The 25,465-nt window shown below is 51.6% G+C and carries 22 protein-coding genes; 12 read left to right on the plus strand and 10 right to left on the minus strand.

Annotated features, from left to right (window positions below; translation table 11 throughout):
- Positions 1-36: 36 nt before the first annotated feature.
- Together torA and PsAD5_RS27680 are read left to right on the plus strand one after the other, a co-directional pair.
- Positions 37-2,472, plus strand: coding sequence for a trimethylamine-N-oxide reductase TorA (gene torA / locus PsAD5_RS15170; RefSeq protein ID WP_063292698.1), 2,436 nt, complete (start codon positions 37-39; stop codon positions 2,470-2,472).
- A gap of 182 nt (positions 2,473-2,654) precedes the next feature.
- Positions 2,655-2,933 carry a hypothetical protein gene (locus PsAD5_RS27680; RefSeq protein WP_082827057.1) on the plus strand — a complete coding sequence of 93 codons (279 nt, stop codon included), beginning with the start codon at positions 2,655-2,657 and terminating at the stop codon, positions 2,931-2,933.
- Between the two features lie 78 nt (positions 2,934-3,011).
- Here PsAD5_RS27680 and PsAD5_RS15180 read toward each other — a convergent pair whose 3' ends face one another.
- The 5 genes from PsAD5_RS15180 to PsAD5_RS15205 all read right to left on the minus strand — a co-directional run bounded on the left by PsAD5_RS15180 (position 3,012) and on the right by PsAD5_RS15205 (position 8,783).
- A complete protein-coding gene (locus PsAD5_RS15180; protein WP_057462493.1) occupies positions 3,012-4,346 on the minus strand; it encodes a sodium-dependent transporter in 1,335 nt (444 codons plus the stop codon).
- A gap of 728 nt (positions 4,347-5,074) precedes the next feature.
- Positions 5,075-6,409, minus strand: coding sequence for a sodium-dependent transporter (locus tag PsAD5_RS15190; RefSeq protein ID WP_063292701.1), 1,335 nt, complete (start codon positions 6,407-6,409; stop codon positions 5,075-5,077).
- 266 nt (positions 6,410-6,675) lie between these two features.
- Positions 6,676-7,053 (minus strand): hypothetical protein, encoded by a 378-nt coding sequence (locus tag PsAD5_RS15195; RefSeq protein WP_063292702.1) that lies wholly within the window; start codon positions 7,051-7,053, stop codon positions 6,676-6,678.
- A gap of 177 nt (positions 7,054-7,230) precedes the next feature.
- Positions 7,231-8,220, minus strand: a complete 990-nt coding sequence (locus tag PsAD5_RS15200) for an NAD(P)H-dependent flavin oxidoreductase (RefSeq protein WP_063292703.1) — start codon at positions 8,218-8,220, stop codon at positions 7,231-7,233.
- 50 nt (positions 8,221-8,270) lie between these two features.
- On the minus strand, positions 8,271-8,783 hold the full coding sequence (locus PsAD5_RS15205) for a winged helix-turn-helix transcriptional regulator (protein WP_063292704.1): 513 nt from the start codon (positions 8,781-8,783) through the stop codon (positions 8,271-8,273).
- A 337-nt stretch (positions 8,784-9,120) separates the two neighbouring features.
- Between PsAD5_RS15205 and PsAD5_RS15215 the strand changes: the two genes are divergently transcribed.
- The 6 genes from PsAD5_RS15215 (at position 9,121) to PsAD5_RS15240 (ending at position 16,714) form a co-directional block, all read left to right on the plus strand.
- Positions 9,121-10,278: a substrate-binding domain-containing protein gene (locus PsAD5_RS15215; protein ID WP_208988632.1), complete on the plus strand. Its 1,158-nt coding sequence runs from the start codon at positions 9,121-9,123 to the stop codon at positions 10,276-10,278.
- 11 nt (positions 10,279-10,289) lie between these two features.
- Positions 10,290-11,639 (plus strand): ABC transporter substrate-binding protein, encoded by a 1,350-nt coding sequence (locus PsAD5_RS15220; RefSeq protein ID WP_063292822.1) that lies wholly within the window; start codon positions 10,290-10,292, stop codon positions 11,637-11,639.
- A gap of 88 nt (positions 11,640-11,727) precedes the next feature.
- Positions 11,728-13,059 (plus strand): carbohydrate ABC transporter permease, encoded by a 1,332-nt coding sequence (locus PsAD5_RS15225; RefSeq protein ID WP_063292706.1) that lies wholly within the window; start codon positions 11,728-11,730, stop codon positions 13,057-13,059.
- Positions 13,056-14,285: a carbohydrate ABC transporter permease gene (locus PsAD5_RS15230; RefSeq protein ID WP_063292707.1), complete on the plus strand. Its 1,230-nt coding sequence runs from the start codon at positions 13,056-13,058 to the stop codon at positions 14,283-14,285. The genes PsAD5_RS15225 and PsAD5_RS15230 overlap by 4 nt, the downstream gene beginning before the upstream one ends.
- 39 nt (positions 14,286-14,324) lie before the next feature.
- Positions 14,325-15,611 carry an MGH1-like glycoside hydrolase domain-containing protein gene (locus PsAD5_RS15235; RefSeq protein ID WP_063292708.1) on the plus strand — a complete coding sequence of 429 codons (1,287 nt, stop codon included), beginning with the start codon at positions 14,325-14,327 and terminating at the stop codon, positions 15,609-15,611.
- A 14-nt stretch (positions 15,612-15,625) separates the two neighbouring features.
- Positions 15,626-16,714 (plus strand): ABC transporter ATP-binding protein, encoded by a 1,089-nt coding sequence (locus PsAD5_RS15240; protein WP_063292709.1) that lies wholly within the window; start codon positions 15,626-15,628, stop codon positions 16,712-16,714.
- Between the two features lie 75 nt (positions 16,715-16,789).
- On the opposite strand, the gene PsAD5_RS15245 is transcribed toward PsAD5_RS15240, so the two are convergent.
- A complete protein-coding gene (locus PsAD5_RS15245) occupies positions 16,790-17,482 on the minus strand; it encodes an OmpW/AlkL family protein (RefSeq protein ID WP_063292710.1) in 693 nt (230 codons plus the stop codon).
- A 465-nt stretch (positions 17,483-17,947) separates the two neighbouring features.
- Between PsAD5_RS15245 and PsAD5_RS15250 the strand changes: the two genes are divergently transcribed.
- The 3 genes from PsAD5_RS15250 (at position 17,948) to PsAD5_RS15260 (ending at position 20,985) form a co-directional block, all read left to right on the plus strand.
- Positions 17,948-19,090 carry an anhydro-N-acetylmuramic acid kinase gene (locus tag PsAD5_RS15250; protein ID WP_063292711.1) on the plus strand — a complete coding sequence of 381 codons (1,143 nt, stop codon included), beginning with the start codon at positions 17,948-17,950 and terminating at the stop codon, positions 19,088-19,090.
- A 453-nt stretch (positions 19,091-19,543) separates the two neighbouring features.
- Complete coding sequence (locus PsAD5_RS15255) at positions 19,544-20,320, plus strand: NAD kinase (RefSeq protein WP_063289517.1); 777 nt, start codon at positions 19,544-19,546, stop codon at positions 20,318-20,320.
- Positions 20,321-20,469: 149 nt separating this feature from the next.
- Positions 20,470-20,985, plus strand: a complete 516-nt coding sequence (locus PsAD5_RS15260) for an Hpt domain-containing protein (protein WP_057462504.1) — start codon at positions 20,470-20,472, stop codon at positions 20,983-20,985.
- 21 nt (positions 20,986-21,006) lie between these two features.
- On the opposite strand, the gene PsAD5_RS15265 is transcribed toward PsAD5_RS15260, so the two are convergent.
- Positions 21,007-22,146: a DUF2336 domain-containing protein gene (locus tag PsAD5_RS15265; protein WP_063292712.1), complete on the minus strand. Its 1,140-nt coding sequence runs from the start codon at positions 22,144-22,146 to the stop codon at positions 21,007-21,009.
- A gap of 145 nt (positions 22,147-22,291) precedes the next feature.
- A complete protein-coding gene (locus tag PsAD5_RS15270) occupies positions 22,292-23,254 on the minus strand; it encodes a lytic transglycosylase domain-containing protein (protein ID WP_057462506.1) in 963 nt (320 codons plus the stop codon).
- A 184-nt stretch (positions 23,255-23,438) separates the two neighbouring features.
- Here PsAD5_RS15270 and PsAD5_RS15275 point away from each other — a divergent pair, with 184 nt between their 5' ends.
- A complete protein-coding gene (locus PsAD5_RS15275; protein ID WP_063292713.1) occupies positions 23,439-24,125 on the plus strand; it encodes a hypothetical protein in 687 nt (228 codons plus the stop codon).
- Positions 24,126-24,151: 26 nt separating this feature from the next.
- On the opposite strand, the gene PsAD5_RS15280 is transcribed toward PsAD5_RS15275, so the two are convergent.
- Both PsAD5_RS15280 and PsAD5_RS15285 read right to left on the minus strand, forming a co-directional pair.
- Positions 24,152-24,763 (minus strand): flavin reductase family protein, encoded by a 612-nt coding sequence (locus tag PsAD5_RS15280; protein WP_057462508.1) that lies wholly within the window; start codon positions 24,761-24,763, stop codon positions 24,152-24,154.
- Positions 24,764-24,779: 16 nt separating this feature from the next.
- Positions 24,780-25,385 carry a nitroreductase family protein gene (locus PsAD5_RS15285; RefSeq protein WP_057462509.1) on the minus strand — a complete coding sequence of 202 codons (606 nt, stop codon included), beginning with the start codon at positions 25,383-25,385 and terminating at the stop codon, positions 24,780-24,782.
- Positions 25,386-25,465 lie beyond the last annotated feature (80 nt).

The following is a 25,465-nucleotide window of genomic DNA, read 5'->3' on the forward strand; positions in this document are numbered from 1 at the left end:
TCATCGATTGTCTGCCAAAATAAAAGGACAGCAGAGATGTCGAAAATCATTGCAAACTATACGTCTCGCCGTAGTTTCCTGAAAGGCGCCTCCGCACTGGGTGCTTTAGGTGTGCTGGCTCCATCCATTTTCTCACCACGCTTTGCGCAAGCAGCAGTCAACGGAGAAGTTCTCTCTGGTTGTCACTGGGGTGCATTCCGTGCAGTGGTTAAAGATGGACGCTGGACCGAAGTTAAGCCTTGGGAGCAGGATCCGCATCCTAGCCATCAGCTGGCTGGTGTTATGGACTCCGTCTATTCACCATCGCGCATCAAATATCCAATGGTCCGTCGTGCCTATCTTGAAAAAGGTCGTGGCGCTGACGTTGAAGACCGCGGAAGCAATGATTTTGTGCGCGTCAGCTGGGACAAAGCTCTCGACCTTGTTGCACAAGAACTCAAATACGCCAAAGCGACACATGGTCCACGCAGTGTCTTCACCGGCACTTATGGCTGGAAGAGCGCAGGCAAGATCCATAACAGCCGCAGCCTGTTGCGCCGCCTGATCAACCGCGGCCTGCAAATGCCAAACGTGACGCACACAGGCGACTACTCAACTGGCGCTTCTCAGGTGATCATGCCGCACGTCATGGGCACACTGGAAGTCTACGAGCAGCAGACAGTCTGGCCCGTTGTTGTCGACAACACAGAAGTCCTGGTCGTTTGGGGTGCAGACCCAATCAAGACCAACCAGATCGACTGGCTCATCGCAGATCACGACAGCTACACCTATCTTGAAGAATTCAAGAAAACCGGCAAGAAAGTCATCTGTATCGATCCTTTGAAATCCAAAACCGCAGAGTTCATGGATGCAGAATGGGTACAGGTCAAACCACAAACTGACGTAGCACTAATGCTCGGCATGGCACACACACTCTTTGTTGAAGAGCTGTATGACGCCGACTTCATGGATGAGTACACTGCAGGCTTTGAAAAATTCCTGCCATATCTGACTGGTGAGACAGATCAGACGCCAAAATCAGCTGAATGGGCTTCCGAAATTTGCGGCGTCCCAACTGATAAGATCAAGGAACTGGCACGCCTGTTCATGGGCAACCGCACCATGCTTACCAGCGGCTGGTCCCTGCAACGTCAGCATCACGGCGAACAACCACATTGGATGCTGGTGACGCTGGCTTCCATGCTAGGTCAGATCGGTCTGCCAGGTGGCGGCTTCGGTCTCTCCTATCATTACTCCAATGGCGGCACACCAACCTCCGACGGCCCTGCCCTGTCTGGCATGAACGATGGCGGCGCAATGGAAGGCTCTGTCTCCATTCCTGTGGCACGCGTTGTTGAAATGCTGGAGCGTCCGGGCGAGGAATACGACTTCAACGGCACCCGCTATACCTTCCCGGATATCAAGATTGCTTACTGGGCTGGTGGCAACCCATTCCATCACCATCAAGACCGTAACCGTATGATCAAGGCCTGGCAGAAACTGGAAACAGTGATCGTTCAGGACTACCAGTGGACAGCAACAGCACGCTTCGCAGACATCGTTCTTCCGGCAGCTTCTGCCTATGAGCGCAATGACATCGAAGCAATGGGCTCTTATTCCAACAAAGCAACTGTAGCTATGAAGAAGATCGTTGATCCGGTCTTTGAAGCACGCAGTGAATACGACATCTTTGTTGATCTGGCAGACCGCCTTGGCAACAAAGATGCCTACACAGATGGTCGTGACGAAATGGACTGGGTCCGTCACTACTACGAACAGGCTCAAAAACAGGCTGCAAGTAAAAACCTTGAAATGCCTGAGTTTGAGAAATTCTGGGAAGACGGTATCGTCGTTCACCCGGTTTCACAGGCAGCGAAGGAATATGTCCGCTACGCCGACTTCCGCGAAGATCCTCTTCTGGAACCGCTGGGCACACCAACCGGTAAGATCGAGATCTACTCCAAGAATATCGAGAAAATGGGCTACGATGACTGTCCTCCACATCCAATGTGGATGGAACCGCTCGAACGTCTCGATGGTCCGGATGCTAAGTTCCCGGTTCACGTCAACACAGGTCATCCAAACGATCGCCTGCACTCTCAGCTCTGCGGCACAGTCCTTCGCGAAGGATATGCAGTCGCAGACCGCGAACCATGCATGATCAACCCGAAAGATGCAGAAGCACGCGGCATCAAGTCTGGTGACGTCATCCGCATCTTCAATGATCGTGGCCAAACACTGGCTGGTGCAATCGTCAGCGAAGACATCATGCCAAGCGTCATTCGCCTTTATGAAGGTGCTTGGTACGATCCTGTCGAAGGTGGCAAAGCCGGCAGTCTCTGCGCCTATGGTGACGTTAATACCCTTACACCAGACCTTGGCACCTCCAAGCTGGCACAAGGCAACTGCGGTCATACCGTCATCGCAGACTTTGAGAAGTTCGAAGGCGAATTGCCAGAGGTTAAAGTCTTTACAGCTCCAAAGAACGGATAAATCAGGAACCAAATCGACACCAGAAAGGGCTGCCACGCGCAGCCCTTTTTTTGCACAATCCCAGCATTTTAGTCGATGTTTAGAGCCGTCAATCAGCCTTCAATAACTGCCATCACATAGCATTCAAGTTAGAAAACACGAGTATGCTAGAACCATTGATGAAATAGTCTTGCGGGGAAATGATGACAGAAAAACAACAGAACACATCAGCCCATACCAAGGAAAAAATGGCGCGTCGCTATGACGACGATCATGAGCACAAGCATGATAAAGATCGGCAAGAATATGAGCGCGGCCAGAAAAGCCATCCGGAAACTCAACATGGTGGTGATCCGGAGGGCCACAAACACCCACACAAGCACCGCCCCGGGAAAAGTCATTCGGACGACGGCCACCACCACGCAAAAATGCATGATCACAAAGAGCACACCAGAGAGCATCACAAAAAAGACGAGCATTGATCTCTGGCTATAGGTTCTCACAAAAACACCCCGACCATTTCTGATCGGGGTGTTTTTTATTCTCAGAATGTCGCCGTATCAACTGCCCAGCAGACCGCTCAGCATCACCCAGACAACAGCCAATGGAGCCACGATCCGCATGATCCATGTGAAGGCGCCCATCCACTTGAAGGTCAAAGATCCGTCGTTGCTCAACTCTTTGCCCATCTTCTCAAGCACAACCCACCCAGCAAACAGCGAGGTCAAAATACCGCCGATTGGCAGGGTGTAGTTGTCAACCGCATAGACCATCAGGTCAAAGAAGTTCATGCCAAACAGCTTGTACTCGCCCCAGACACCCAGAGCCAGTGAACATGGTACGCCGATCAGGAAGATCACAATGCCCACCACAATAGCAGACCATTTGCGCTCTATGCCGTATTCCTCTGCAAAGTAAGCCACCGGAATAGCCAACAAAGAGATGGAAGAGGTCAGAGCTGCAATCAAAAGCATGGCGAAGAAGATAATCTGGAACAGATAGCCACCAATCATCTCGCCAAACACAGCTGGCAGAGTGATGAAGGTGAGGCCCGGGCCAGCACCTGGATCCATGCCGAAGGCAAACACAGCTGGCAGAACCAGCAGGCCGCCCAGCACACCAACCAGCGCTGCTAAGAACACCACCCAGCAAGACGCATTCGGGATGTCAGCATCTTTGTCCAGATAAGAGCCATAGGTGATCATCGCGCCCATACCCAACGACAGGCTAAAGAACGCCTGACCAAGAGCTGCACGCAGCATCTCGCCATTCACCTGCGACCAGTCAGGGACGAGGAAGAACTCAATACCTTCCCAGGCACCCGGCAGGGTCACACTGCGCACCACCAGAACCATCAGAAGGATGAACAGCAATGGCATCAGGACTTTAACGGAACGCTCGATACCTTGAGCAACACCTGCAATCACGATCCCCATGGTCAACACCATGAACACACCGTGATAGAAGATCGGCTCCCATACAGCAGAGACCAAACCGCCAAACTGGGCTTCCAGAAGCTCAGGCTGTGCAGATTCAATGGTGCCAGCGATACTCTTCACCAGATACGCGATCGTCCAGCCGCCAACAACGGAGTAGAAGGATAGGATCAGGAACCCCGTGATCACCCCAATTACACCCGTAACTGACCACAAGCGGCCACCCAGCGCGCGGAACGCACCAACAGGGTTCATCTTCGCTGAACGACCAATGGCAATCTCTGCCATGATCAGCGCTGCGCCGATGGTTGCCATGATGACAAGATAGACCACCAGAAAGGCGCCACCGCCCTGTGTGCCTGCCAGGTATGGGAATTTCCAGATGTTACCAAGACCGACCGCAGACCCTGCGGCAGCCATAATGAAGCCGAAGCGGCTTCCCCATTGCTCACGTTTCATTTTTTGTTATTGCCAATCAACATGTGATGGTTTGTTTCAATCAAGCGCAAAAGCTTGAAATGAATTCGTTGTTCCAGCTCTTTTGATGAAATCTTTAGCCTTGTTGACCTGACAGATTGTCGCAGGTAATTTCCCTTACCTCAAAAAATATGCGTTTTTGACAGCTGCACTTAATGGGCGAATTCAAAATATAGTCACATACACCCATAATTCACCATCAAACAATGAAACTAACTATAAAATACATATATATTGGCTGATCATACCATTTATTACGTTAACCACACGACAGCAACGCAACTTCCTGCCACCACATGCAGCCCACAAGTTTTTTCGTCGCAGGTTCTGCTCATGCACCGCACCAACACAGTTCAGACACAAAAAAGCACCGCTCAAACGGTGCTTCTTTCTCTCGTTGGGACGGAGATAAGGCCTTATTCCTGAGGCCAACGTCCCCTTACACTGCGATACCTGGCCTGCTTTTCCTCGTCCAGACATACCATCTCACGCGGCAATCTGGCATTCATGGAATGCACCCAATAGCGCTTCAGCTGCCTCAACATAACCCTGTTCCTTATCAAGACCATCTCGGGTGAAGGGACTATGCCCAACAGACACATTCTCCTCCCTCTTCCGGCCCAGATTAAGTCAAACTACGGATGACCATAAAACAGCATTAAAAAAGGCCACCAAAACTGGCGGCCTTTTCATTGTTTTTGAGCGAAGCTTTATGCTCCGAAGATGGAATGGACCATCACCCAGATGATCGCAAGCGGTGCAACCACACGGCACATCCACTTCCATGCTGTCAGGTAAGCAAACGGACGTTCACCGTTATTGGTCACTTCCGCAGCAAACTTGTCATAGCTCACCCAACCAGCAACCAGACAGGTCGCAATCGCGCCAAGTGGCAGGAAGTAGTTGTCAGTGAGGTAGCCAAGGAAGTCGAAGATGTTCAGTTCGAAGAACGTGATATCGCCCCACACGCCCAGCGCCAGAGAACTTGGAACACCAAACAGGAAGATCACAATACCAACCCAGATGGTGGCCGCCTTACGACCAACATTGAACTCTTCGCAGATGAACGCAACCACGACCTGCAGCAAGGAGATTGCTGAGGTGATCGCAGCCACAAACAGCAATACGAAGAAGCAAAGCTGAATGAACATACCGAACGGCAGCTCAGCAAAAATCGCTGGCAGTGTGATGAAGGTCAATCCTGGGCCTGCAGCCGGATCCATGTTGAACGCAAACACCGCTGGCAGAATAAGAAAGCCAGCCAGAACAGCGACCAGAAGATCAAGACCAACAACCCAAAGGGCTGCGTTTGGAATGCTCTCTTTATTACCCAGATAAGAACCATAGGTGATCAAAGCACCCATACCCAGAGACAGCGTGAAGAACGCCTGCCCCAGAGCTGCGGCAACCATGTCCGCATTCAGGTGAGACCAGTCAGGAACGAGGAAGTACTCAACACCTGCCATTGCCCCATCAAGGGTCAGAGACCGGATAACCAGCAAAGCCAGCAGAACAAACAAAAGAGGCATCATGATCTTCGATGCCTTTTCAATGCCGCCGGTAATACCGTTGATCACGATCAGCACGCCAATCGCCATAAAGGCAGCGTGATAAATGATCGGCTCAACTGCATCTGTCACCAGCGCACCAAAGTGTCCCTCAAATTCCGCGCCGGAATAGCCAGAGAAGCCACCGGTGATTGTCTTAACCACGTAGGCGATGGTCCAGCCACCAACAACGGAATAAAACGAGAGAATAAGAAACGCGGTCAAAACCGCCATGAGACCAAAAATTGACCAGCCTGCACTGCCAACACGTTTAAACGCGCTGAATGGATTGGCCTGTGCCTGACGGCCCAGCGCAATCTCCGCGATCATCACGCATACGCCGATCGCGATCAAAAACGCAACATAGACAATGAGGAACGCCCCGCCGCCTTCCGCGCCAACCAAATATGGAAATTTCCAGATATTACCTAATCCAACTGCTGAACCTGCAGCAGCCAGAATGAAGCCGATACGACTTCCCCAATGCTCTCGTTGCATGTGACCTGAGCCATTCTTGTTGATTTTGCTTAAGTGTATTTTTGAAATCAACTTTCACAAGTTGCCCGATTCTAGCAATATAACGCTAGAGATACACCCCTTTTATGCAACAGAGTTTCTCATATATGACCATCAGGTGTCACGATACCTATAAAAGTGTAATACTGATTACTACGCGGCATTTGGTGAGATTAACTCAACAATATAAGTAGTATTGATTACTTTAGGCATGCAGCAACCAATACTACTAGTGATATATCTTATACTCAATTACACTTAGCACAAGAGTTCGGCCACAGTGTCGTATTGCAAAGAGACTGGATGTTGCTGACAATTGCATCCGCACCAACAGCTTTTGCACTCTGACAAGCACCGTTTGCATTGCCCACGGACAGTTTGCCATTAGAGACCACAGACAGCGGAAAGCTCATGTTGGTGCGTTGATAAACCAGCGAGTTCTGACCGCACTTGATCATCGGCATTGGGCCGTCTGCATTGCTTCCATCCGCATACAGCACATCACCGCGATTACAGTACTGTGTCATGGGCGGAGTAACCTGGCTGGAACTCCCCTGAGCATAGCCTTCAGAGGCAACCATGAAAGGAACGGCCAATAGAAGGCCGAGACACAAAAAGTTACGCATTTTTCTTCCTTCTTGTTTGGTCCCACCCCTACAAAATCATGGCAGGACACTGATAAGGACGAAACATCCGCACAGATGTGAAAGAAAAGGCTGCTGGGCCAAACCCAGCAGCCTTGTAATATGCATCAATATCGAACTGGCTTGTGAGCTAACACGCAAACCAAACGCAAGACCAGCTTACTCAGCAGGCTCCAGTGTAGAAGCTTGCGCCGTCACCGCTTTGCGAGCCTCATCATACTCTGACGACAACCGAGCAACCAGATCACCAGTGCTGCCAATGGTTTTCACCGCACCAATACCCTGACCGCAGCCCCAGATCTCTTTCCAGCTCTTCGGCTTTCCCTTGTCAGCACTGTGAAAGTCCATGGTCTTCAGATCGCCTTCTGGCAGATTACTAGGATCCATGCCTGCTTGCTCGATGGATGGCTTCAGATAGTTGCCATGCACACCGGTAAACAGATTGGAATACACGATATCTTCTGCACCGCTATCAACGATCATCTGCTTATAGGCCTGCTGAGCATTCGCTTCCTCAGTCGCAATAAACGCAGACCCGATGTAAGCCAGATCAGCACCCATCACCTGTGATGCAAGAATAGACTTGCCAGTACTGATACTGCCTGAAAGCAGAAGTGGGCCATCATACCACTCACGGATTTCCTGAATTAGCGCAAACGGCGATGTTGTACCTGCATGGCCACCAGCACCAGCGGCGACAGCAATCAGACCATCAGCACCCTTCTCAACCGCCTTATGCGCATGGGTGTTGGTAATGATGTCATGCAGCACGATGCCGCCGTAAGAATGAACCGCATCAAACACCTCCGGGCGCGCACCAAGAGAGGTAATCACGATTGGCACCTTGTACTTCACGCAAAGCTCAACATCATGCTGCAGACGATCATTGGAGCGATGCACAATCTGGTTCACAGCAAACGGAGCTGACGGTTTGTCAGGATTAGCCGCATCATAAGCTGCCAGCTCTTCTGTAATCTGGATCAGCCACTCTTCCAGCTTTTCCTGCGGGCGAGCATTAAGCGCTGGGAAGGAACCAACAATCCCTGCCTTACACTGTGCAATCACAAGGTCTGGATTGCTGATGATAAACAAAGGACTGCCAACAACTGGCAGGCGCAACTTATTCTTCAAAATATTCGGCAAAGCCATTTCAAACACACTCCCTTACAATTCAATCTGCTGCCTGTTTGATCTCAAAATCAGGCGACATCACCTCTCCGGCGCTTCAATCTCTCCTGAATGTCCTGCATCATCTCGCCACTCTGGTCATCAACCAATGCCAGAACATCCCGGGCACTCAATTCTCTGTAGTCTTGCGAAAGCACACGCACATCACGCACGGGCTCTCCGCTTTGCTTGTCCAGCAGTTCCAGCCTCGGCCCACCTTCACGGGCTTCCCAGCGCTCACTCCATTGGTGCAGCGCAATCATCACCGGGTAAAAGTCCATGCCCTTCTCGGTGAGAAGATAGACCGTTCCGCGCTTGTCCTGCTGGTCTTGCTCCTTACGCAGCAAACCCGCTTGCACCAGACGCCGCAAACGATCTGTCAGTACACTGGTGGAGATCTGCAAATGCCCCTGAAAGTCATCAAAGCGCTTGATGCCCTGAAACTGGCACCTCAGAATAAGCAGGATCCAGGGATCCCCCATCTGCTCGATCGCTTGAGCAACCGCACAGTCAACACCTGCAAAGCTTCGTCGCGCTCCACTCATTCCCGGCTCCGGCACTTTCAATTTAACTTCGTTTAAAGAAGCTATTTCCAGTTTACCTAATGGGCAACCTAGCTCTTTGGCCTAGTCTTCAACCGAACCACTGAGTCCTTTTCAAAACCTCTGCACAGCACCAAGATCACTCTGGCTTGCCGCATCCAGCCGGTCCGCATCAAGTTGTCCCCAGCCCTGCCAAACTTTTTTCTGGCTAAGTTTCGCTCACCGAAACCACCCGAAACCCTCTTTCCGAAAAACCTTGTGTTTCGGTTTCCAAAACCGATTTCGGACTTAACAAAACCGATTTTGTTGACTTCCAAAATCGGTTTTGCAAGCATCATCGATGAAATCAGATCATGAATGGGAGCGATCTGATGACAACCTATTGGGTGGGAATTCTGTGAGCATCACTGACCAGAATGTGCAACAGAGAAAATCTGTGACCATTGGAGACGTGGCACGCCATGTAGGCGTTGCAAAGGGCACCGTGTCCCGCGTCCTGAACAACTACACGGACATTTCCAAAGCAACTCGCGAGCGTGTCCTCAAAGCAGTCGAAGAGCTGGGCTATCGCCCCTCCTCCACAGCACGTAATCTTAAGCGTGGCCGTGTCGACACCTTCGGCATCGTACTGCCGCTCATGCCTGGCAAAGGAGCTGACCCGTTCCTCGCCGAGTTTTTAGACGGCATGACCCGGGCACTCAATGCAGTCGATAAAGACCTGCTGGTGACAACGGCAAGCTCCATGGATGATGCTGTGCTGGCAATCCGCCGCCTCATCTCCTCGCAAAAGGTCGATGGCTTCGTTCTTACCAGAACCGCCACCAACGACCCACGCGTGGACTATCTATTGGACCGGGGTTTTCCGTTTGTCAGCCATGGCCGAACGGCCCGCGAAAGCGAACACCCATGGTTCGACATCGACAACCATGCCGCGTTCTATTCAGCAGCCAGAAAGGTCATTGCGCAAGGCCACACCCGCATCGCGCTGGTGATGTCCAATCCGCAAATGAACTTCAGTCGCCTGCGTATTGAAGGGTTCCAACAAGGCTTGGAAGAAGCCGGCCTGTCTTTTGAAAACCAGCTGATCGTCGAAACATCCTTGGATGAACCGGGCGGGGAGCAGGCAGCTCTTCAGCTATTGCATCAGGACCGTCCGCCAACAGCTATCATCTGCATGACCGATGCCATCGCCATCGGCGTCACCAAGATCATTCGCCGCCATGGTTTGACGATTGGTGAGGACGTCACAGTCATTGGTTACGACGGCCTGCCTGTGTGCGAGCATTTCGACCCGCCGCTTACCAGCTTCGCTCAGGAACCAGTCCTTGCAGGCAGCACGCTGGCAGAACTTCTCACAAAAGCAATCAGCGGCCAGCCAGCACGGGAACTGCAGGTACTGGCCGAAGCAAGACTTATTCAGCGTGGCTCTGATGGTCCGCCACGCAAAACACCTGAGGAGCTGAAAGCTCACCTCAGCGCATACTTCGCAACCGCATAATGGAGGAAATTATGTTCGGGAGGAACATTCTAAGAACGACAGCCCTTGTTGGCACGCTTGCATTTGCAATGAGTGCTGCACAGGCTGAAGCGCTGCGCTTCTGGACCACAGAAGAACAGCCTGCACGTCTTGCCAAGCAGGAAGCAATGGCAAAGGCGTTTACCGAGAAGACCGGCATTGAAGTCAATGTCATTCCGGTAACCGAAAAAGACATGGGCACCCGCGCAACAGCAGCTTATGCGGCTGGTGATCTGCCTGACGTCATCTATCATCCGCTGATCCACGTTCTGCCATGGGCAGAAGCTGGCATCATCGACACCGATGCTGCAACCGAAGTCATCGAAGATCTGGAAGAAGGCACCTTCGCATCCGGCGCTCTGAACATGGCAGCCCTGCCTGACGGCTACGCGGCTGTTCCGGTAGATGGTTGGACCCAGATGATCGTCTACCGCAAAGACCTGTTTGACGCTGCCAGTCTGGAAGCACCAAACACCTACGCCTCCATCCTCATCGCCCTTGAAAAACTGCACAATCCGCCGGAGCAGTTCGGCTTTGTGGCTGCAACAAAGATCGACGAAAGCTTCATGAGCCAGCTGCTGGAACATGTGCTTCTGGCAAACGGTGCAACTCCGGTTGACAAAAACGGCTTCAAAGGCTTCGACGAGAAGAAGCTGGCAGAAGCTCTGACTTTCTACAAAGCACTGGCAAAAGCCTCCCCTCCAGGCGATCTGTACTGGAAACAGTCCCGCGAGTTGTACTTCGCTGGCAAGGCAGCCATGATCATCTGGTCTCCGTTCATTCTGGACGAGCTGGCAGGCCTGCGTGACAGCGCACCACCAACCATCAACGGTGACCCAACCTCTAAAGAACTGGCAGGTAAAACCGGTGTTGTAACCACGCTGTCAGGCCCATCCAACAAGGCCGGAGCAGCATGGGGTGACATCCGTTACTTCTCCATCACCAATGATGCTGACACAGAAGCTGCACAGCAATTCGTGGGATACTCCATGAACGATGGCTATCTGGCGACCCTGTCCATCGCGCCAGAAGGCAAATTCCCTGTTCGCCGCGGCAATGCTGAGGACAAAGAAGCCTTCATCAAAGGCTGGGCAACCCTGCCAGTGGGTGTGGACCGCAAAGCACCGCTTACAGAGCTCTATCCGGCTGAGACAATCACCCAGATTGTAGAAGGTCTGGACACAGCCAGCCGTTGGGGCGTGAAGGAAGGCCAGCTCAGCCTTGCCTCCAAGATCCTGAACTCCATGGCCATCAACCGCTACACCCGCGAGTTCATTGATGACGAACTCTCTGCAGAAGAAGCGGTCACCAAGATCAATCAGGAACTTGCCAAGATCAAGTAAGGCCTGATGCCACGATCTCAGCCCGCAGGCCTCGTGTCTGCGGGCTCTCAATCCACCAAAACCACCGTGATATCAGGAGCACAGCGCAATGAGCGCCATAGCCGATCAGGCCGGAAAATCTGTTAGCACAGCAGGTGAAAGCGTGAGCCAGCCGCCCAAAGGCGCAGGCCCCATGCAAAAGCGGGAAGCACGCCTCGCCTACACCATGCTGGCGCCCACGTTTCTGATCATCCTCGCAATTGTTCTCGGACCTCTGGTCGCCAACTTCTGGATCAGCTTCAAGCCCGTGGAGCTGGGCGATCTGCGCGCTCCAAAAGTCCTCATCAACGAACGCGTCAAAGGCAAACCGAAGCAGGCAGGCGATCCGGCAACGCTGGAGTACCGCGTCAGAAACTCCTCCCAGAAAAACTCCATCGCAGACGCAGGTTTTACCGACATCCTCCCAGCCGGATTCACCGCGCTAAAGCTGCCGAATGCCTGCTCTCTCAATGGGATCAACATACAGTGCGACCTTGGCACGCTTGAGGGCAAAGCCCGCGAAAAACTGGTCATTTCAGGCACAGTCTCTAACGAATACCTTGCTTTGAGAAAGCCGGAGAAAGCCAGCAAGCCTGTTTCCTACGGCGATGCTGACAGTGTGCTCACCAACGGCACGTTCACGCTCGATAACTTCCGCCGTGTGTTTGACAGTGACGAGTTCTGGAGCGTTCTGCGTGTCACGTTCTACTACACCATCTTCGGCACAGTTGGCGCACTGGTCCTCGGCCTGTTTGCAGCCCAGCTCCTCAACACCTCCTTCAAGGGCAGAGGCATTCTGCGTGGGCTGTTCCTGTTCCCCTACGTATCTCCAGTAATTGCCGTTGCTTTCACCTGGGTCGTCTTGCTGGATCCATTCTCCGGAACCCTGAATGCCCTACTCACCAAGATGGGTGTTCTCGCAGAACCGGTAAACTTCTTCGGTCAGCGTGCCGTAGATCTGCACCTGTTCGGAACCTCCTTCGAGTTTCCACTGGCGCTCTCAACTGTCATCGCGTTTGAGGCATGGCGTTACTTCCCGCTGTCTTTCCTGTTCATTCTGGCTCGCATGCAATCCGTTTCAACGGACATCTATGAGGCAGCGGAAATGGACGGCGCCACTCCAATGCAGCAGTTCTGGTACATTTCCCTGCCACAACTCATGGGCATCCTGTCCGTCCTCTTCCTGTTGCGCTTCATCTGGACCTTCAACAAGTTCGACGACATCTTCCTGCTCACTGGTGGTAACGCCGGAACCCGCACCCTGACCGTGGATGTGTACGAACAAGGCTTTGCCCTTTCCAATCTGGGTGCCGGTGCCGCCGTTGCTGTGGTCGTCTTTGTTGTTCTCGTCACCTTCGCCACCTTGTTCATCCGCTTCTCCACCAAGGAGGAAGGGCTATGAGATTGCTAAACAGCTACGTTCTTTCCGCCTTAAGCGGCGCCGTCTGGGGCTTCCTCTCCATGATCGTGATTGGTGTCACCCTGACACTCATCACCGGAGAGCTCGCTATCCCACAAGTGGGCGCCGCCGTCCTCGCCTCCGCGCTGGGCGCGCTCTTCACCCATCTGTGGGAAGGCAAATCCGCCAGCACCGGACAAAAATACGCACCAGCCGCCATCATCCTACTGGCGCTGCTCGCAGCAACCTTCGGCGCTCCGTTTGCCCTGCCTCTGTCCGTAGAACCGCTCTGGCAACTCATCGCACTGATCTCCTTTGTAGCCATAACGTTCTGGGCTAATCGACAGACACTGGCAGGTACGCCAAAGGGCAACCTCACGCGATATGAGAAGGAAGTCGTCTTCCTGCGTGTTGCAAAAGGATTTGGCTTCGTCATCTTCACCGTCATGGTCGCCCTACCGTTCTACGTCATGGTCATGACCAGCTTAAAGAGCCAACAACAACTGCTCGGCAACCCGCTGGATCTGTCCATTGATCTGTCAGGCGGCATCTCTGGCATGTTCCGCTCTTACGTAGAGCTCTTCACCCAGTTCAACTTCGGCACCTATCTGACAGTCTCTGCCATTGTTTCAGTAGCAACTGTCATCCTGACCCTTCTGTTCTCAGTTCCGGGCGCCTATGCGGTCTCCCGCCTGAACTTCCCGGGGCGCAGCTGGATGTCCCGCTCCGTGCTGCTCATCTACATGGTGCCGGCGATTGTTCTGGTCATACCGCTTTACGCTGTCTTCTCTCAGCTGGGTCTGCGCAACTCGTTGACCGGCCTGCTCATCGTCTATCCGGCAACCACCATTCCTGTTGCGCTGTACATGCTGCAAGGCTACTTCAAAGGCCTGCCTGCAGAGCTGGAAGAAGCCGGTCTGATGGATGGCCTCAGCCGTCTGGGCGTGATCCTCAAGATCACTCTGCCGCTATCCTTACCAGCGCTGGCCTCTGTATCTCTTTACGTCTTCATGATCGCCTGGAACGAGTTCCTCTTCGCCTTCATGTTCCTGGATGATCCAGATATCTTCACCCTCTCCCGCGGTGTCGTGTCTCTCAATTCCTCTGAAGTCCCACGTCAACACCTGATGGCCGGTGCGGTCATCGCAACAGTCCCTGTTCTTGGCATCTTCCTGTGGTTCGAACGTTTTCTCGTTCAGGGCCTCACAGCAGGCAGCGTCAAAGGCTAAGCGGCACTGTCAAAAAGAAAAAATATCGGAGTATCTACTATGTCCGCACAACTCGACAATCAGGCCATTTCCATCCTTAAGGAAAATGATCTGGGCGGCTACACCATCCCAACCAAAGGCCTTTACCCTTACCAGTGGAACTGGGACAGCGCCTTCGTCGCCCTCGGCTTTGCAACGTTCAACATGGAACGAGCCTGGGAAGAGATCGAACTGCTCTTCGAAGGTCAGTGGGATGACGGCATGGTCCCACACATCATCTTCCGCAAGGATGACCCAAGTTACTTCCCAGGTCCGTCCGTCTGGGGAACCACAAACCCGAAGATCCCTACCTCCGGCCACTCCCAGCCACCAGTAGCAGCAACCGTTGTTCGCCGCTTGTTTGAGCAAGACAACACGGAAGCAGGCATAGAGAAAATCAAAACCCTCTTCCCTAAACTGCTGGCTTGGCACCGCTGGTACCACACCTACCGCGATCCGGAAGGTCACGGCGTGATTGCCATCATGCACCCATGGGAATCTGGTCGCGACAATCTGCCAGACTGGGACAATGCAGCAAGTCACGTCGATATCTCCGAAATCGGCGACTACACCCGCAAGGACACCTCCCACGTCAATCCGGAGATGCGTCCAAAGAAAATCGACTACGACCGCTATCTGGCAATTGTGAAGTTTGGCCGCGACAACAATTGGGATCCAAAGATTGTTGCAGACCAGTGTCCATTCTTCGTCGCAGATCCAGGCAACACCTTCATTCTGCTACGCGCAGATCGTGACCTGCTGGCCATGGCAGAAGCGCTGGGCGAGACAGACGCAGCAGAAGAGCTGAAGGGATGGATTGCCCTAACAGAAAAAGGCATCGCAAAACTCTGGAATGAAGAGAAGCAAGCCTTCTGCACATACGACTTGCGCAACGATGTTTTGGGAGATGGCATCTCCAGTGCCTCATTCCTCGCACCATATGCAGGCATTCGCGAAGAAAAGTACATCAATCCAACACGCAAGCATTTCGATCGTATCGCAGCAAAGGTCAACTACACCATGCCAAGCTACGATCCGGATCATCCACTGTTTGAAAGCATGCGCTACTGGCGTGGCCCGGTCTGGGGCATCATCAACTACCTCATCGCAACGGGGTTTGCAGATATGGGCGATACAGCCCGAGCTGAGCGCCTGCGCACAGACACCGTTGCACTGATCGAAAAGAGTGATTTTGCGGAATACTTTGATCCAATCACGGGTGAAGGTGCTGGCGGCAACTCCTTCTCATGGACATCCGCTATCTGGCTCACATGGGCCACACCAAGCCTGACCGCTAAAGCAGCCTGAGGAGGAACGGAAGAATGGGTGCTATTCGCCTTGAGGGTGTCGAAAAATGGTTTGGTGATCTTCAGGTCATCAAAGGGATTGATCTTGAGATCAATCCCGGTGAGTTCGTCATCTTTGTTGGTCCCTCTGGCTGCGGCAAGTCCACCCTCTTGCGGGTGATCTCCGGTCTGGAAGAAGCCAGCCGCGGCAGTGTACACATTGATGGCAAGGACGTCACTGCTCTGCCACCGTCAGGGCGCGGGCTCTCCATGGTGTTCCAAAGCTATGCACTCTACCCGCATATGAGCGTGCGGGAAAACATGGGCTTTGCACTGAAAACTGCTGGCGCGCCAAAGTCCGAGATAGAAGCCAAGGTCAACAAGGCAGCCGCGGTCCTTCAGCTAGAGGAGTATCTCGATCGCCGCCCGAAAGCCTTGTCTGGTGGTCAGCGACAACGCGTTGCCATTGGCCGGTCCATCGTTCGCGATCCAGCTGCTTTCTTGTTTGACGAGCCACTCTCCAACCTTGATGCAGCACTGCGCGTTGAGATGCGTTTCGAGATTGCAAAACTACACCGCAATTTGGATGCCACCATGATCTACGTAACCCACGATCAGGTGGAAGCCATGACATTGGCAGACAAGATCGTGGTTCTGCAGTCTGGCCGCATCGAGCAGGTCGGCTCGCCTCGCGACCTCTATGAACGCCCAAACAACCTGTTCGTGGCTCAGTTCATCGGCTCACCAAAGATGAACATCCTGCCCGTTGAGTTTGGCAAAGACACGTTCTCGTTGGCCGGACACTCTGAACAACCGTCCCCCTTCACACAAAACGAAGGCACTCCCATAAAGTTGGGCATCCGCCCAGAACATATCAGCGTGGTGTCATCTGCTGACGCTGCAATGACCGGAACGGTGGAACACGTCGAATACCTTGGCGCGGACCTGTTCATCTACGTCGCCGCTGAGAACTTGGGAACCGTCCTTGTGAGACTGTCAGGTCTGGAACATTACAAAGCGGGCGACACAGTCGGCCTCGCCTTTGACCCTGCCCTCACCCACTTCTTCGATGCAGAAGGTCAGGCGGTGCGGGTGAACACCGAAAAGGCGCTGGAAACCGCCTAAGAGCTTGGCATCACGCAAAACAAAAGGCTTGGGTGCTCACACATCCAAGCCTTACTTTTAAGCACTTAAGAAGTCTTAGAAGCGATAGGTAACACCAGCGCCAATCAGCCAAGGGTTAAGTTCAGCGGTACCCGAAACTTTTGCGTCGTTATTCAACGTTGCATCGTAGTCTGCTTCAAGGAACAATTTTTTAACGTCAAAGTTCACGCCCCAATGGTCGTCAACCATGTAGTCGAAACCAACCTGTAGAGCTGCACCAAACGTGTTTTCTATATCAAGTTTCTTGGAGTCTTTTCCATCGTCTTGATTATAGAAAATCGTGTAGTTAATACCTGCACCAATATAAGGCTTGAAAGCGCCAAAATTGGTGAAGTGGTATTGCAAAGTAAGCGTTGGTGGGAGGATCCAAGTCTCTCCAACGTCACTTACACCTATGCCTGGAAGGCTACCATCACCATCAACATCTGACCAAGTAGTGCCCAAAACCAACTCAGCTGCAATATTGTCAGTGAAGTAATAGGTGATGTCCAACTCTGGAACCACTGTACTCGAGTATGACAGATCAGACCCTGAGACACCGTTGACATGTCCCTCATCCATCGGAACCACACCCAAAGCGCGCACACGGATCTGCCAAGGGCTCTTTTCAGATGCAGCCGCAGCCATGATATCTTCCTGTGGCACAGGCATATCCGCTGCCAAAACCTGCCCGGCAGGCACCACCATCGCAGCAGTGACCATCAGGCCCATCACCCTTTTCAAACTCATCTCCACCTCAAGTTGAATAAGAGAATTTTACACTTATTCCAATTATTGAGAGTGGGGCACGTGAGCATTGAGGTGCATCAAACCAGCATTGATAATATAAGTACTATTTATAATAGTAATTTTGCCGGATAAGAAATGTGAAATGTTGATTTCAAATAGACATTCCCTGCAGGAAAACTAGCACAATCGCCAGAACACAACAAGGCGAAGGAAGCCCTCATCACTTCATTTCATCATAATAATTGATATGTAACCCGTACAACAATGCCTCCTATCATTACAATCACCAGCAGAAAACACACAGGCTTCCATCACTCCAACGTTTGTCACTGCGCCCAGAACCCGCTATGAAGTGGAGACTTCGTGTAGGCAGATCCGTAAGGCACACACCTTCCTTGCAACATCTGGCTCTGACCGAAGTCTCTTCAGTTTTAAGTCTAGCGGGTTTTGTGAGTGGGGGAGTAAATGGCTGCGCAGTGGTGCATCGGTCTGATGACCGGAACGGTAATGGACGGCAACGTCGACATCGCCATGCTGAAAACCGATGGACAAACCATCGAAGAGTTCGGCCCTTACACACTGGCAAGTTATCCCCCTGAAACCAATCAGCTGATCGCCGAAGCCATGGCCGCCGCTCAGGACTGGAATTTCGCATCCGAGGAACCTGAAATTTTCTCACGAGCGGAGAAAGCACTCAGCGAGGGACAAGCCCACGCAATTTCACATTTCCTTTCAAAAAACTCCATTTCAACGCAAAATATTGCGTTAATCGGTTTTCACGGACAAACCGTCCTGCACCGCGCACCCAAAGGCAGTCAAAAAGGCGCAACCCGCCAGCTCGGTGACGGCCAGATCATCGCTGATATCCTCGATATTCCAGTGATTTACGACTTCAGAACGCAAGATATCGAAGCAGGTGGACAAGGCGCACCGCTCGCAGCTATCTACCATCAGGCCCTCTTAAGAAGCGCCGGTCTATCCGACAATCCAACGGACACAGCAATTCTGAATCTCGGCGGCGTCGCCAACATCTCGTGGTGGGACGGGCATAACACCCTGATTGCCTTCGATACAGGCCCGGCCAACGCACCTATAAACGACTGGATCAGCTCCCATAATCGCGGCGACATGGACCGCGACGGCCTCATCGCCGCCAGCGGACAAGTGGACGAAGACCGCCTCAAAATGCTTCTCGAACACCCCTATCTCACCGAAGCCTTCCCCAAATCCCTCGACCGCAACAGCTTCACAAAAGACATGGCAACCGGCCTTTCTCTGCAAAACGGCGCAGCAACACTCACCGCATTTTCGGCAAGCGCAGTTGGCAAAGGGTTGGACATGCTACCAAAACGCCCAGCCCGCCTGGTAGCATGCGGTGGAGGACGCAAAAACCCGCAGCTTCTGAAAGAGATCGAAGCACGGGCAAACGTAAAAATCATTCAGGCAGAAGAGCTTGGCTGGCGTGGGGATGCCGTGGAAGCCGAATGCTTCGCCTTCCTCGCGGCCAGATGCGATCGCAATTTGTCGATCAGCTTTCCGGGAACCACAGGCGTTCCAACAGCTATGTCAGGTGGTACAAAGGCGCTTCCACACCAACACACCAGCTAAACAGCCCTACCAGAATTAAAAAGGTGGGAGCCCTTGCCGCCGCGCAAGAGCTCCCACCGACCTCTTGTTAAAAGTCCAAAAGGTCTCAACTTCAAATATCTATAAGAAAAGGTAGGCAGTATATTCTGGTCGCAACATTGTAGATAATTGATATCTTGAAAGAATTTCAACTATCTGCAACACAATCAACATACTCGAAAGTTATTTTAACAAAAACCCCTCCAAACAACCAAAACAACAACTGTTGCAATTCAGTACCTTGATGTTTATTCGAACACAGACAAGTAGTATTGCACAAATACACAACACAATACTTATAGAGACTATGTATTTTTTACAGTAAAAACTGGCAAGGCATGCGCTAATCCATTGGCAATCCCACGAGAAGCGACATAAAGGCAGTTTGAATTTTCCCAAAGTCATGCTACCTCCTTTTTAAGGGAGGAGCCGTCTTTGAAGAGAAGAACTATCAACCGCATTGCCTTTGTTTCCAGCGATACGCCAGAAGCACTTGCTGCACGCCAAGCTCTTGAAAAGATGTACGGATCTGCCTCGCAAGACGATGCGGACGTCATTGTCGCGCTTGGTGGCGACGGAGTTATGCTCTCTTATCTACATAAGTTTATGAACAAAGGCATGCCGATCTACGGCATGAATCGCGGTTCAGTCGGCTTTCTCATGAACGAGTACAAGACTGAAGGCCTGATCGAACGCCTTGAAAAAGCAGAGATAACACCTCTCCATCCCCTCAACATTGAAGCTGTCGACAAAGACGGAAACGAGTTCACCGCTCGTGCAATCAATGAAGTCTCTTTCCTGCGCAAATCCCATCAGGCTGCGAAACTTCGCATCTCCGTAGATGGCCGCGTCCGCATGGAAGAGCTGGCCTGCGATGGTATCATTATCTCTACTCCCCAGGGCAGCACAGCTTATAACCTGTCAGCCCATGGCCCGATCCTGCCGATTGACTCGCCTCTGATGGCACTTACACCCATCAGTGCCTTCCGCCCAAGACGCTGGCGCGGAGCTCTGCTCTCAACACAGAACACCGTTAAGATTGAAGTACTTGAAGCAGACAAGCGCCCGGTCAACGCAGCCGCTGATCACCGTGAGTTCCGAAATGTTATCAGCACGACCATCTATCAGGACGCGACAGCTCAAAGCTGCATCATGTTCGATAATGAACACAGCTGGGACGAACGTATCCTCTCTGAGATGTTTAAGTACTAAGACACAACCAGTTGATGCTGTGATCACAACCAAATATGCTAGAAGAAACAACTTCGGGTTGGAATTGCTCGTAAAATAGTTAGATATTATTTCGAATTCGAAATATAATCACACCTACAGCAATGCAGGCTCAGGAATTACGCAGGACAATGGCTTCTTTAACTGGTTCAGATAAATCTTCTCAGGAACACATCCGCGTTCCAAACGACCTTTCCAAAAAAGTCCGGAAGATGTCGACCATTGAAGCTGCCAAGTTCGACCCGGTCAAAGCTGCTGAAGAAGCCATCGAGAAACTCTCTGACAAGTTCGAAAGCTGGATGGGGTCGGAAGTCGATTGCCTGAAAGAGACCAATCAGGCAGCACAGAATGCTGATTTTACAGAGGAAACCTACGACGCACTGTTCCGCTGCGCCCACGACATCAAAGGCCAGGCGGAAACTCTGGGCTTCCCACTGGTTGGCCGCGTTGCAAACAACCTGACACTCTTGCTGGTCGCCGCCAAGACACAAGAGAGCTTCCCGAAAGAGCTCATCGCTCAACACGTAAGCGCAATCAATGCAATGATTTCTGAAGATGCCCGCGATGAAACCAATCGGCTTGGTGTCGCGCTTGTGACAAGACTGGAAGAAGCAAGCGCACCGCTCACGGAGCTCGTCGACAGCTAATCAAGCAATAAGCTGAATACCTTAAGCAACGTCACTCAGCATTTCAGCAACACGAGTACGTGCACTTTCGCGCGCAGCCTCATTGGAGAGGCGATGCAACAAGTCTTGCAGATCTCCCAGATCCTCAATACCAAGCTCATCTTCCAGCGCAATCAGATCACCCGCTACAATGCGTGACTTGGACCAATGGTCGATCTGCATGTTTTCGACCCGCTGCCAGCTGGCAATACACTCCTGGAAAAGCGTATGCGTGCGATCAGGCAAGCCAGCAGCTGACAAGACACGGCGCAGCGAAGCACCAAATGGCGTCGCCAATGCGTCAAACACCTGATCCTCATCATAATCAGATAAGCGAGCTAGCGAGCTTGTAAGCAAGTTAAAGCAACCGGTTACTGCTGAACGAAGCAAAAGAACGCTTGTCATCTGAGCGGAAACAACCAGATGTTCAACAAGCCCGTGCAATTCTTTGTCAGAGGCACTCCAGGCCAGTGAAATCGTGGAACGATCCTGCGCATCAGCAACCAGTTGCTCAGGAGCACGCATATTCCTTGCACCAAGCACCTGCGGATGGTCACCAAGACCTTCAGTATAACGCCGCAGCATCATATGTCGGATTTGCAAGGGAACATCATCACGAGACATCAGAGCATCTTTCACGTCCCGGCTTTCGCCAAACCGTGCAACCACACGTTCCATACTGTTGGGTGTGATCTCTGCTTTCTCATTTGCAAGCAAAGCAACACAGGCCTCTTCGCAAGCAACTTCACAGATAGCAGCAGACAAACCCACCGTAATTTCAGGCCGACTGGCAACTGCAACACAACGCTGAGTGGAACCTGTCGCAACAAGATCCACCAGTTCACCTTCTGGAATAGTCGTTGCACCAGAAAGCAAAGGCAGCGCAACTTCATCTTCATCCACGAGCAAAGCAGAAATGATATGAGAAGGAACAATCTTTGCAGCGCCAAAGGCTTCTGCAAGGGCGATCCGAACCGCAACATCACGATCATCAAGCAGGAAGGTCAATGCCGCCTCTGCTTCGCTGTACTCAGAGCTTTCAAGTTCAGAGTACAAGAAAGCACGCACCAAAGCACCAGCCGCCTGTGCGCGACTTCCACTTGGCGCATACTGCACCCAATTCAGAAAACTCTTGATAATCATGGCACTCAGAAACCTGTATCCACCAACTATGGGTAGAAATAATTAATCATAATTCTTAAGGCTTCGTTCACTGCACCCGCAGTTTCTCGTAAAACTTGTTTTTTTAAAGATTAGAGCAGTAAGAAACGCCTGTAAGTCACAGGTTCTAGACCTTCTTACTTAAGGACTTTCCACTTGCTTGGGACGGTGCAAGAAATTTGGTCAGATCCAAAGGCGCACCAGATGGTCGCGCAACTGGTTTTGGCGCAACAAACTGTTGGCTGATTGATTCCTGAACCTCAACACCAGATCGCTTCGTCTCACTCACAGCTTTGGACGCAGTTAATGCTGCCGCTTCATCAGTCCGAAACAGGGACTGAAAAGGCGCCTCATCTTTATCAACCGTCGTCGCACGCCATGCTGTCAGAATGCGACTTTCAACGCGGTGGCTGTCAATCGGCTTAGTGATAGGCCCCCTACGCACACCAACTGCCGGACGGTCTGAACCAGCAATCGTATCATTAAAGCGACCAACCAGGCGGTCATGCACATCGCTGACGGTCCGCGCCTGCCCATCCTTGTTGTAAAATACAGCCTTATTGGACCGCGCTTGTAGCGGAAACAGGTCCGCAGCCGGGTGCTCTGGTCGGTCCTGAGCAGCATTCAAAAGCCGTAGACTACCATTCACCCCAAGAAAATGCGCAAGATAGAGTTCACCAGCGGACGGATCCCGTCCCAGATTTGAAGAAAGTCCAGAGGCGTTGTCTTTTGCCAAAGCACCGGCAACAAGCGAAGAGATATCAGGGTCATAACGCAGATCCAGAAGCTGTTGCTTCAGGTGCTTGTTGTCGACGCGGTACTTACCATTTGCATCAACACGAATGTGCTGTGCATAGTCTTGCAAGCCCAATTCCTCGCCATTTTTCTTGAGCGTCTCAAGCCAGGTGGACTCGATGAATTGAAAAAGCCCCGAGGCAGAGGAGGTTTTAGCTTTGGCGTTTGGGTCAAAGGAAGATTCACGGGCAGCCGCTTGCAGCAGAAAGTCAAAAGACGTACCTGTTTTGGAACTGGCCTTTTGAAAAGCCGATTCAATACGCCCTGCAATGGAAGGATCGCCTGCAACCTTCACGAGAATCTGCCCCCTATAATACCACTAGTTAATATCTCTTAATATTAGTTAACAAATAGTTAAATTTTAATTTTACCCTACTGAAATCACTGAGTTATTTGAGTTAAAACAGATTTTTCGCCTATCCTGTTCTCTACGAATTATGCATTACAATTCAATTTCTGATTGGATTCGGAGAAAAGCAATGAACTGCCTGCTGAGCGTGATGGCCTCAACATTCGATAACACAGAAGAGCTGAAAGCTCTGAGGAATGTATCACTCGCCATTCTGCCAGAAAAGCCCGTCAGCGAGTTCGAGCCTTATGGCTCGCCAAACACTCTGGCAGAGCTGGGCAAACACCACGATCTTTATCTCACACTAAACGAACCATCAGAGAGCACGATCCTTTCAACACTCAAACCCTATGCTCATGTGAGGCCAAGAGGCGTCGTTCCAACCTTCATCAAATCGCGCGCTGATATTGAACGTTTGCACGCGATACTTTCTGTCTTTGAAGCCGAACACGCATTGCAAGACTGCACAGTGAAGATCATTCCTGAACTTGGCAGATATCCCGCAGCGTTTCACAACCTCATGAACCTCTCCAACACCAGCCCACGCCTAACCACACTGGCATGGAATGAAGAGGCGTTGAAAGAGACACTGGATGCAAAACAGTCCAGAGATGAAAACGGTGATTTGTTGCCGCCGTTTCAATATGCACAAACACAATGCCTGTTTGCTGCAAAATCGGCTCACCTGATTGCTCTGGATACAGCACCAACGGCAGCACCTGAGGATCTGGAAAAATCAGTAGCACTCGGCTTTACTGGCATGAACGCAAACACGCCTGAAGACGCGCATCAGATACAACAGGTATTTTCGAGATAAGAAAAGGGGCGCCTGAGCGCCCGCCATCATGCTTTTTCTGGAAGAACTGGCCGGTCCATCTGAAATACAGAATCAACCACCGAGTAATCCATGTAACCCAACCGGGCCAAAGGCTTCATTTTCGCCACATTGAGCAATCCGTTTTCAAGCACACTCTCGTCGATATGCACACCAACAACCTGACCCAGTATAAGCCAGCTGTTAGTCTCATTTCCGTCAATATCGATCAGACGCTGCACATTAACCAGCTTACACTCCAACGCAGTTTTTGCCTCTAAAACGCGTGGAGCCTTGATCAATTTGGATGGCTCTGCCGTTAAACCGGAAAGCTCGAACTCATCAACATCAGTACCAACCATTGCAGAGGACAGGTTCATCGCATCTGCAAGATCCAATGTGGCTTGGTTGCAGACAAACTCGCCAGTTTCTTCAATGTTGCGGACAGAGTCTTTGTAACCGCTGGACCCAATCACAACCATCGGCGGAGTATCACACACTGCATTGAAAAAACTGTAAGGAGCCAAGTTGCGCACACCGTCTTTAGAGACGGTAGAAACCCAACCAATCGGACGAGGTGCAACAACAGCCTTGAATGGATTGTGGGGCAATCCATGCGGCTTATTCGCTTCATAAAACATATACTTGCCTCAACTCCTACGCATCAACACCGGAAAGAGAACTTTCAAAATATTCAGTCAATCGGGCAACATCAGGCCGAGGACGCTCACTCGGAACAATGCTAGCGCTTCCGATATGAATGAAGCCTGCAAACCGCTCCCCATCACGAGCACCAAGATAGGCAGCTGCCTCATCATCAAAAGCATACCACTCAGAGAGCCACTGGCCTGCAAAACCCATTGAAAAGCAGGCATTAAGGAGCGAGACACAAACCGCCCCAACAGCAAGCTCCTGTTCCCAGACCGGAACTTTATGTTCCCGGTTTGGAGAAGACACAACGCCAATAACCAACGGCGCGCGCTTGAAACGCTCCAGCTCCATTACCTTGGTGTTCTCACCAAGCGAGCCCTGACGCTTTTCTGCAATTTCAGCAAGCTTTAGACCGATAAGGTCAGCCTGTGAATTGCCATAGATAATAAACCGCCAAGGAGAAATTTTTCCGTGATCTGGAACACGGCAGGCTATCTCAAGAAGCTCTGAAATTTGTGCTTGATTGGGACCAGGATGCACGAGTGTTGCAGCGAGATGGGAGCGACGAGTTTTGAGAAAACTCTTCAGTTCTGGAAGGTCTTTAGTTTCCACGGTCTCGATTCTTTTCAGGATTTCAACGATTAAAGCTACGCAATAGTCCTATACAGAATATCAACTGTGTCAATTAAAGG

This window comes from Pseudovibrio sp. Ad5 (assembly GCF_001623095.1).
Taxonomy (GTDB): Bacteria; Pseudomonadota; Alphaproteobacteria; order Rhizobiales; family Stappiaceae; genus Pseudovibrio.

Coding starts and splice junctions, on each gene's coding strand:
- torA (WP_063292698.1), top strand. CDS start 37: ATGTCGAAAATCATTGCAAACTATACGTCTCGCCGTAGTTTCCTGAAA.
- PsAD5_RS27680 (WP_082827057.1), top strand. CDS start 2,655: ATGACAGAAAAACAACAGAACACATCAGCCCATACCAAGGAAAAAATG.
- PsAD5_RS15180 (WP_057462493.1), bottom strand. CDS start 4,346: ATGAAACGTGAGCAATGGGGAAGCCGCTTCGGCTTCATTATGGCTGCC.
- PsAD5_RS15190 (WP_063292701.1), bottom strand. CDS start 6,409: ATGCAACGAGAGCATTGGGGAAGTCGTATCGGCTTCATTCTGGCTGCT.
- PsAD5_RS15195 (WP_063292702.1), bottom strand. CDS start 7,053: ATGCGTAACTTTTTGTGTCTCGGCCTTCTATTGGCCGTTCCTTTCATG.
- PsAD5_RS15200 (WP_063292703.1), bottom strand. CDS start 8,220: ATGGCTTTGCCGAATATTTTGAAGAATAAGTTGCGCCTGCCAGTTGTT.
- PsAD5_RS15205 (WP_063292704.1), bottom strand. CDS start 8,783: ATGAGTGGAGCGCGACGAAGCTTTGCAGGTGTTGACTGTGCGGTTGCT.
- PsAD5_RS15215 (WP_208988632.1), top strand. CDS start 9,121: ATGAAATCAGATCATGAATGGGAGCGATCTGATGACAACCTATTGGGT.
- PsAD5_RS15220 (WP_063292822.1), top strand. CDS start 10,290: ATGTTCGGGAGGAACATTCTAAGAACGACAGCCCTTGTTGGCACGCTT.
- PsAD5_RS15225 (WP_063292706.1), top strand. CDS start 11,728: ATGAGCGCCATAGCCGATCAGGCCGGAAAATCTGTTAGCACAGCAGGT.
- PsAD5_RS15230 (WP_063292707.1), top strand. CDS start 13,056: ATGAGATTGCTAAACAGCTACGTTCTTTCCGCCTTAAGCGGCGCCGTC.
- PsAD5_RS15235 (WP_063292708.1), top strand. CDS start 14,325: ATGTCCGCACAACTCGACAATCAGGCCATTTCCATCCTTAAGGAAAAT.
- PsAD5_RS15240 (WP_063292709.1), top strand. CDS start 15,626: ATGGGTGCTATTCGCCTTGAGGGTGTCGAAAAATGGTTTGGTGATCTT.
- PsAD5_RS15245 (WP_063292710.1), bottom strand. CDS start 17,482: ATGAGTTTGAAAAGGGTGATGGGCCTGATGGTCACTGCTGCGATGGTG.
- PsAD5_RS15250 (WP_063292711.1), top strand. CDS start 17,948: ATGGCTGCGCAGTGGTGCATCGGTCTGATGACCGGAACGGTAATGGAC.
- PsAD5_RS15260 (WP_057462504.1), top strand. CDS start 20,470: ATGGCTTCTTTAACTGGTTCAGATAAATCTTCTCAGGAACACATCCGC.
- PsAD5_RS15265 (WP_063292712.1), bottom strand. CDS start 22,146: ATGATTATCAAGAGTTTTCTGAATTGGGTGCAGTATGCGCCAAGTGGA.
- PsAD5_RS15275 (WP_063292713.1), top strand. CDS start 23,439: ATGAACTGCCTGCTGAGCGTGATGGCCTCAACATTCGATAACACAGAA.
- PsAD5_RS15280 (WP_057462508.1), bottom strand. CDS start 24,763: ATGTTTTATGAAGCGAATAAGCCGCATGGATTGCCCCACAATCCATTC.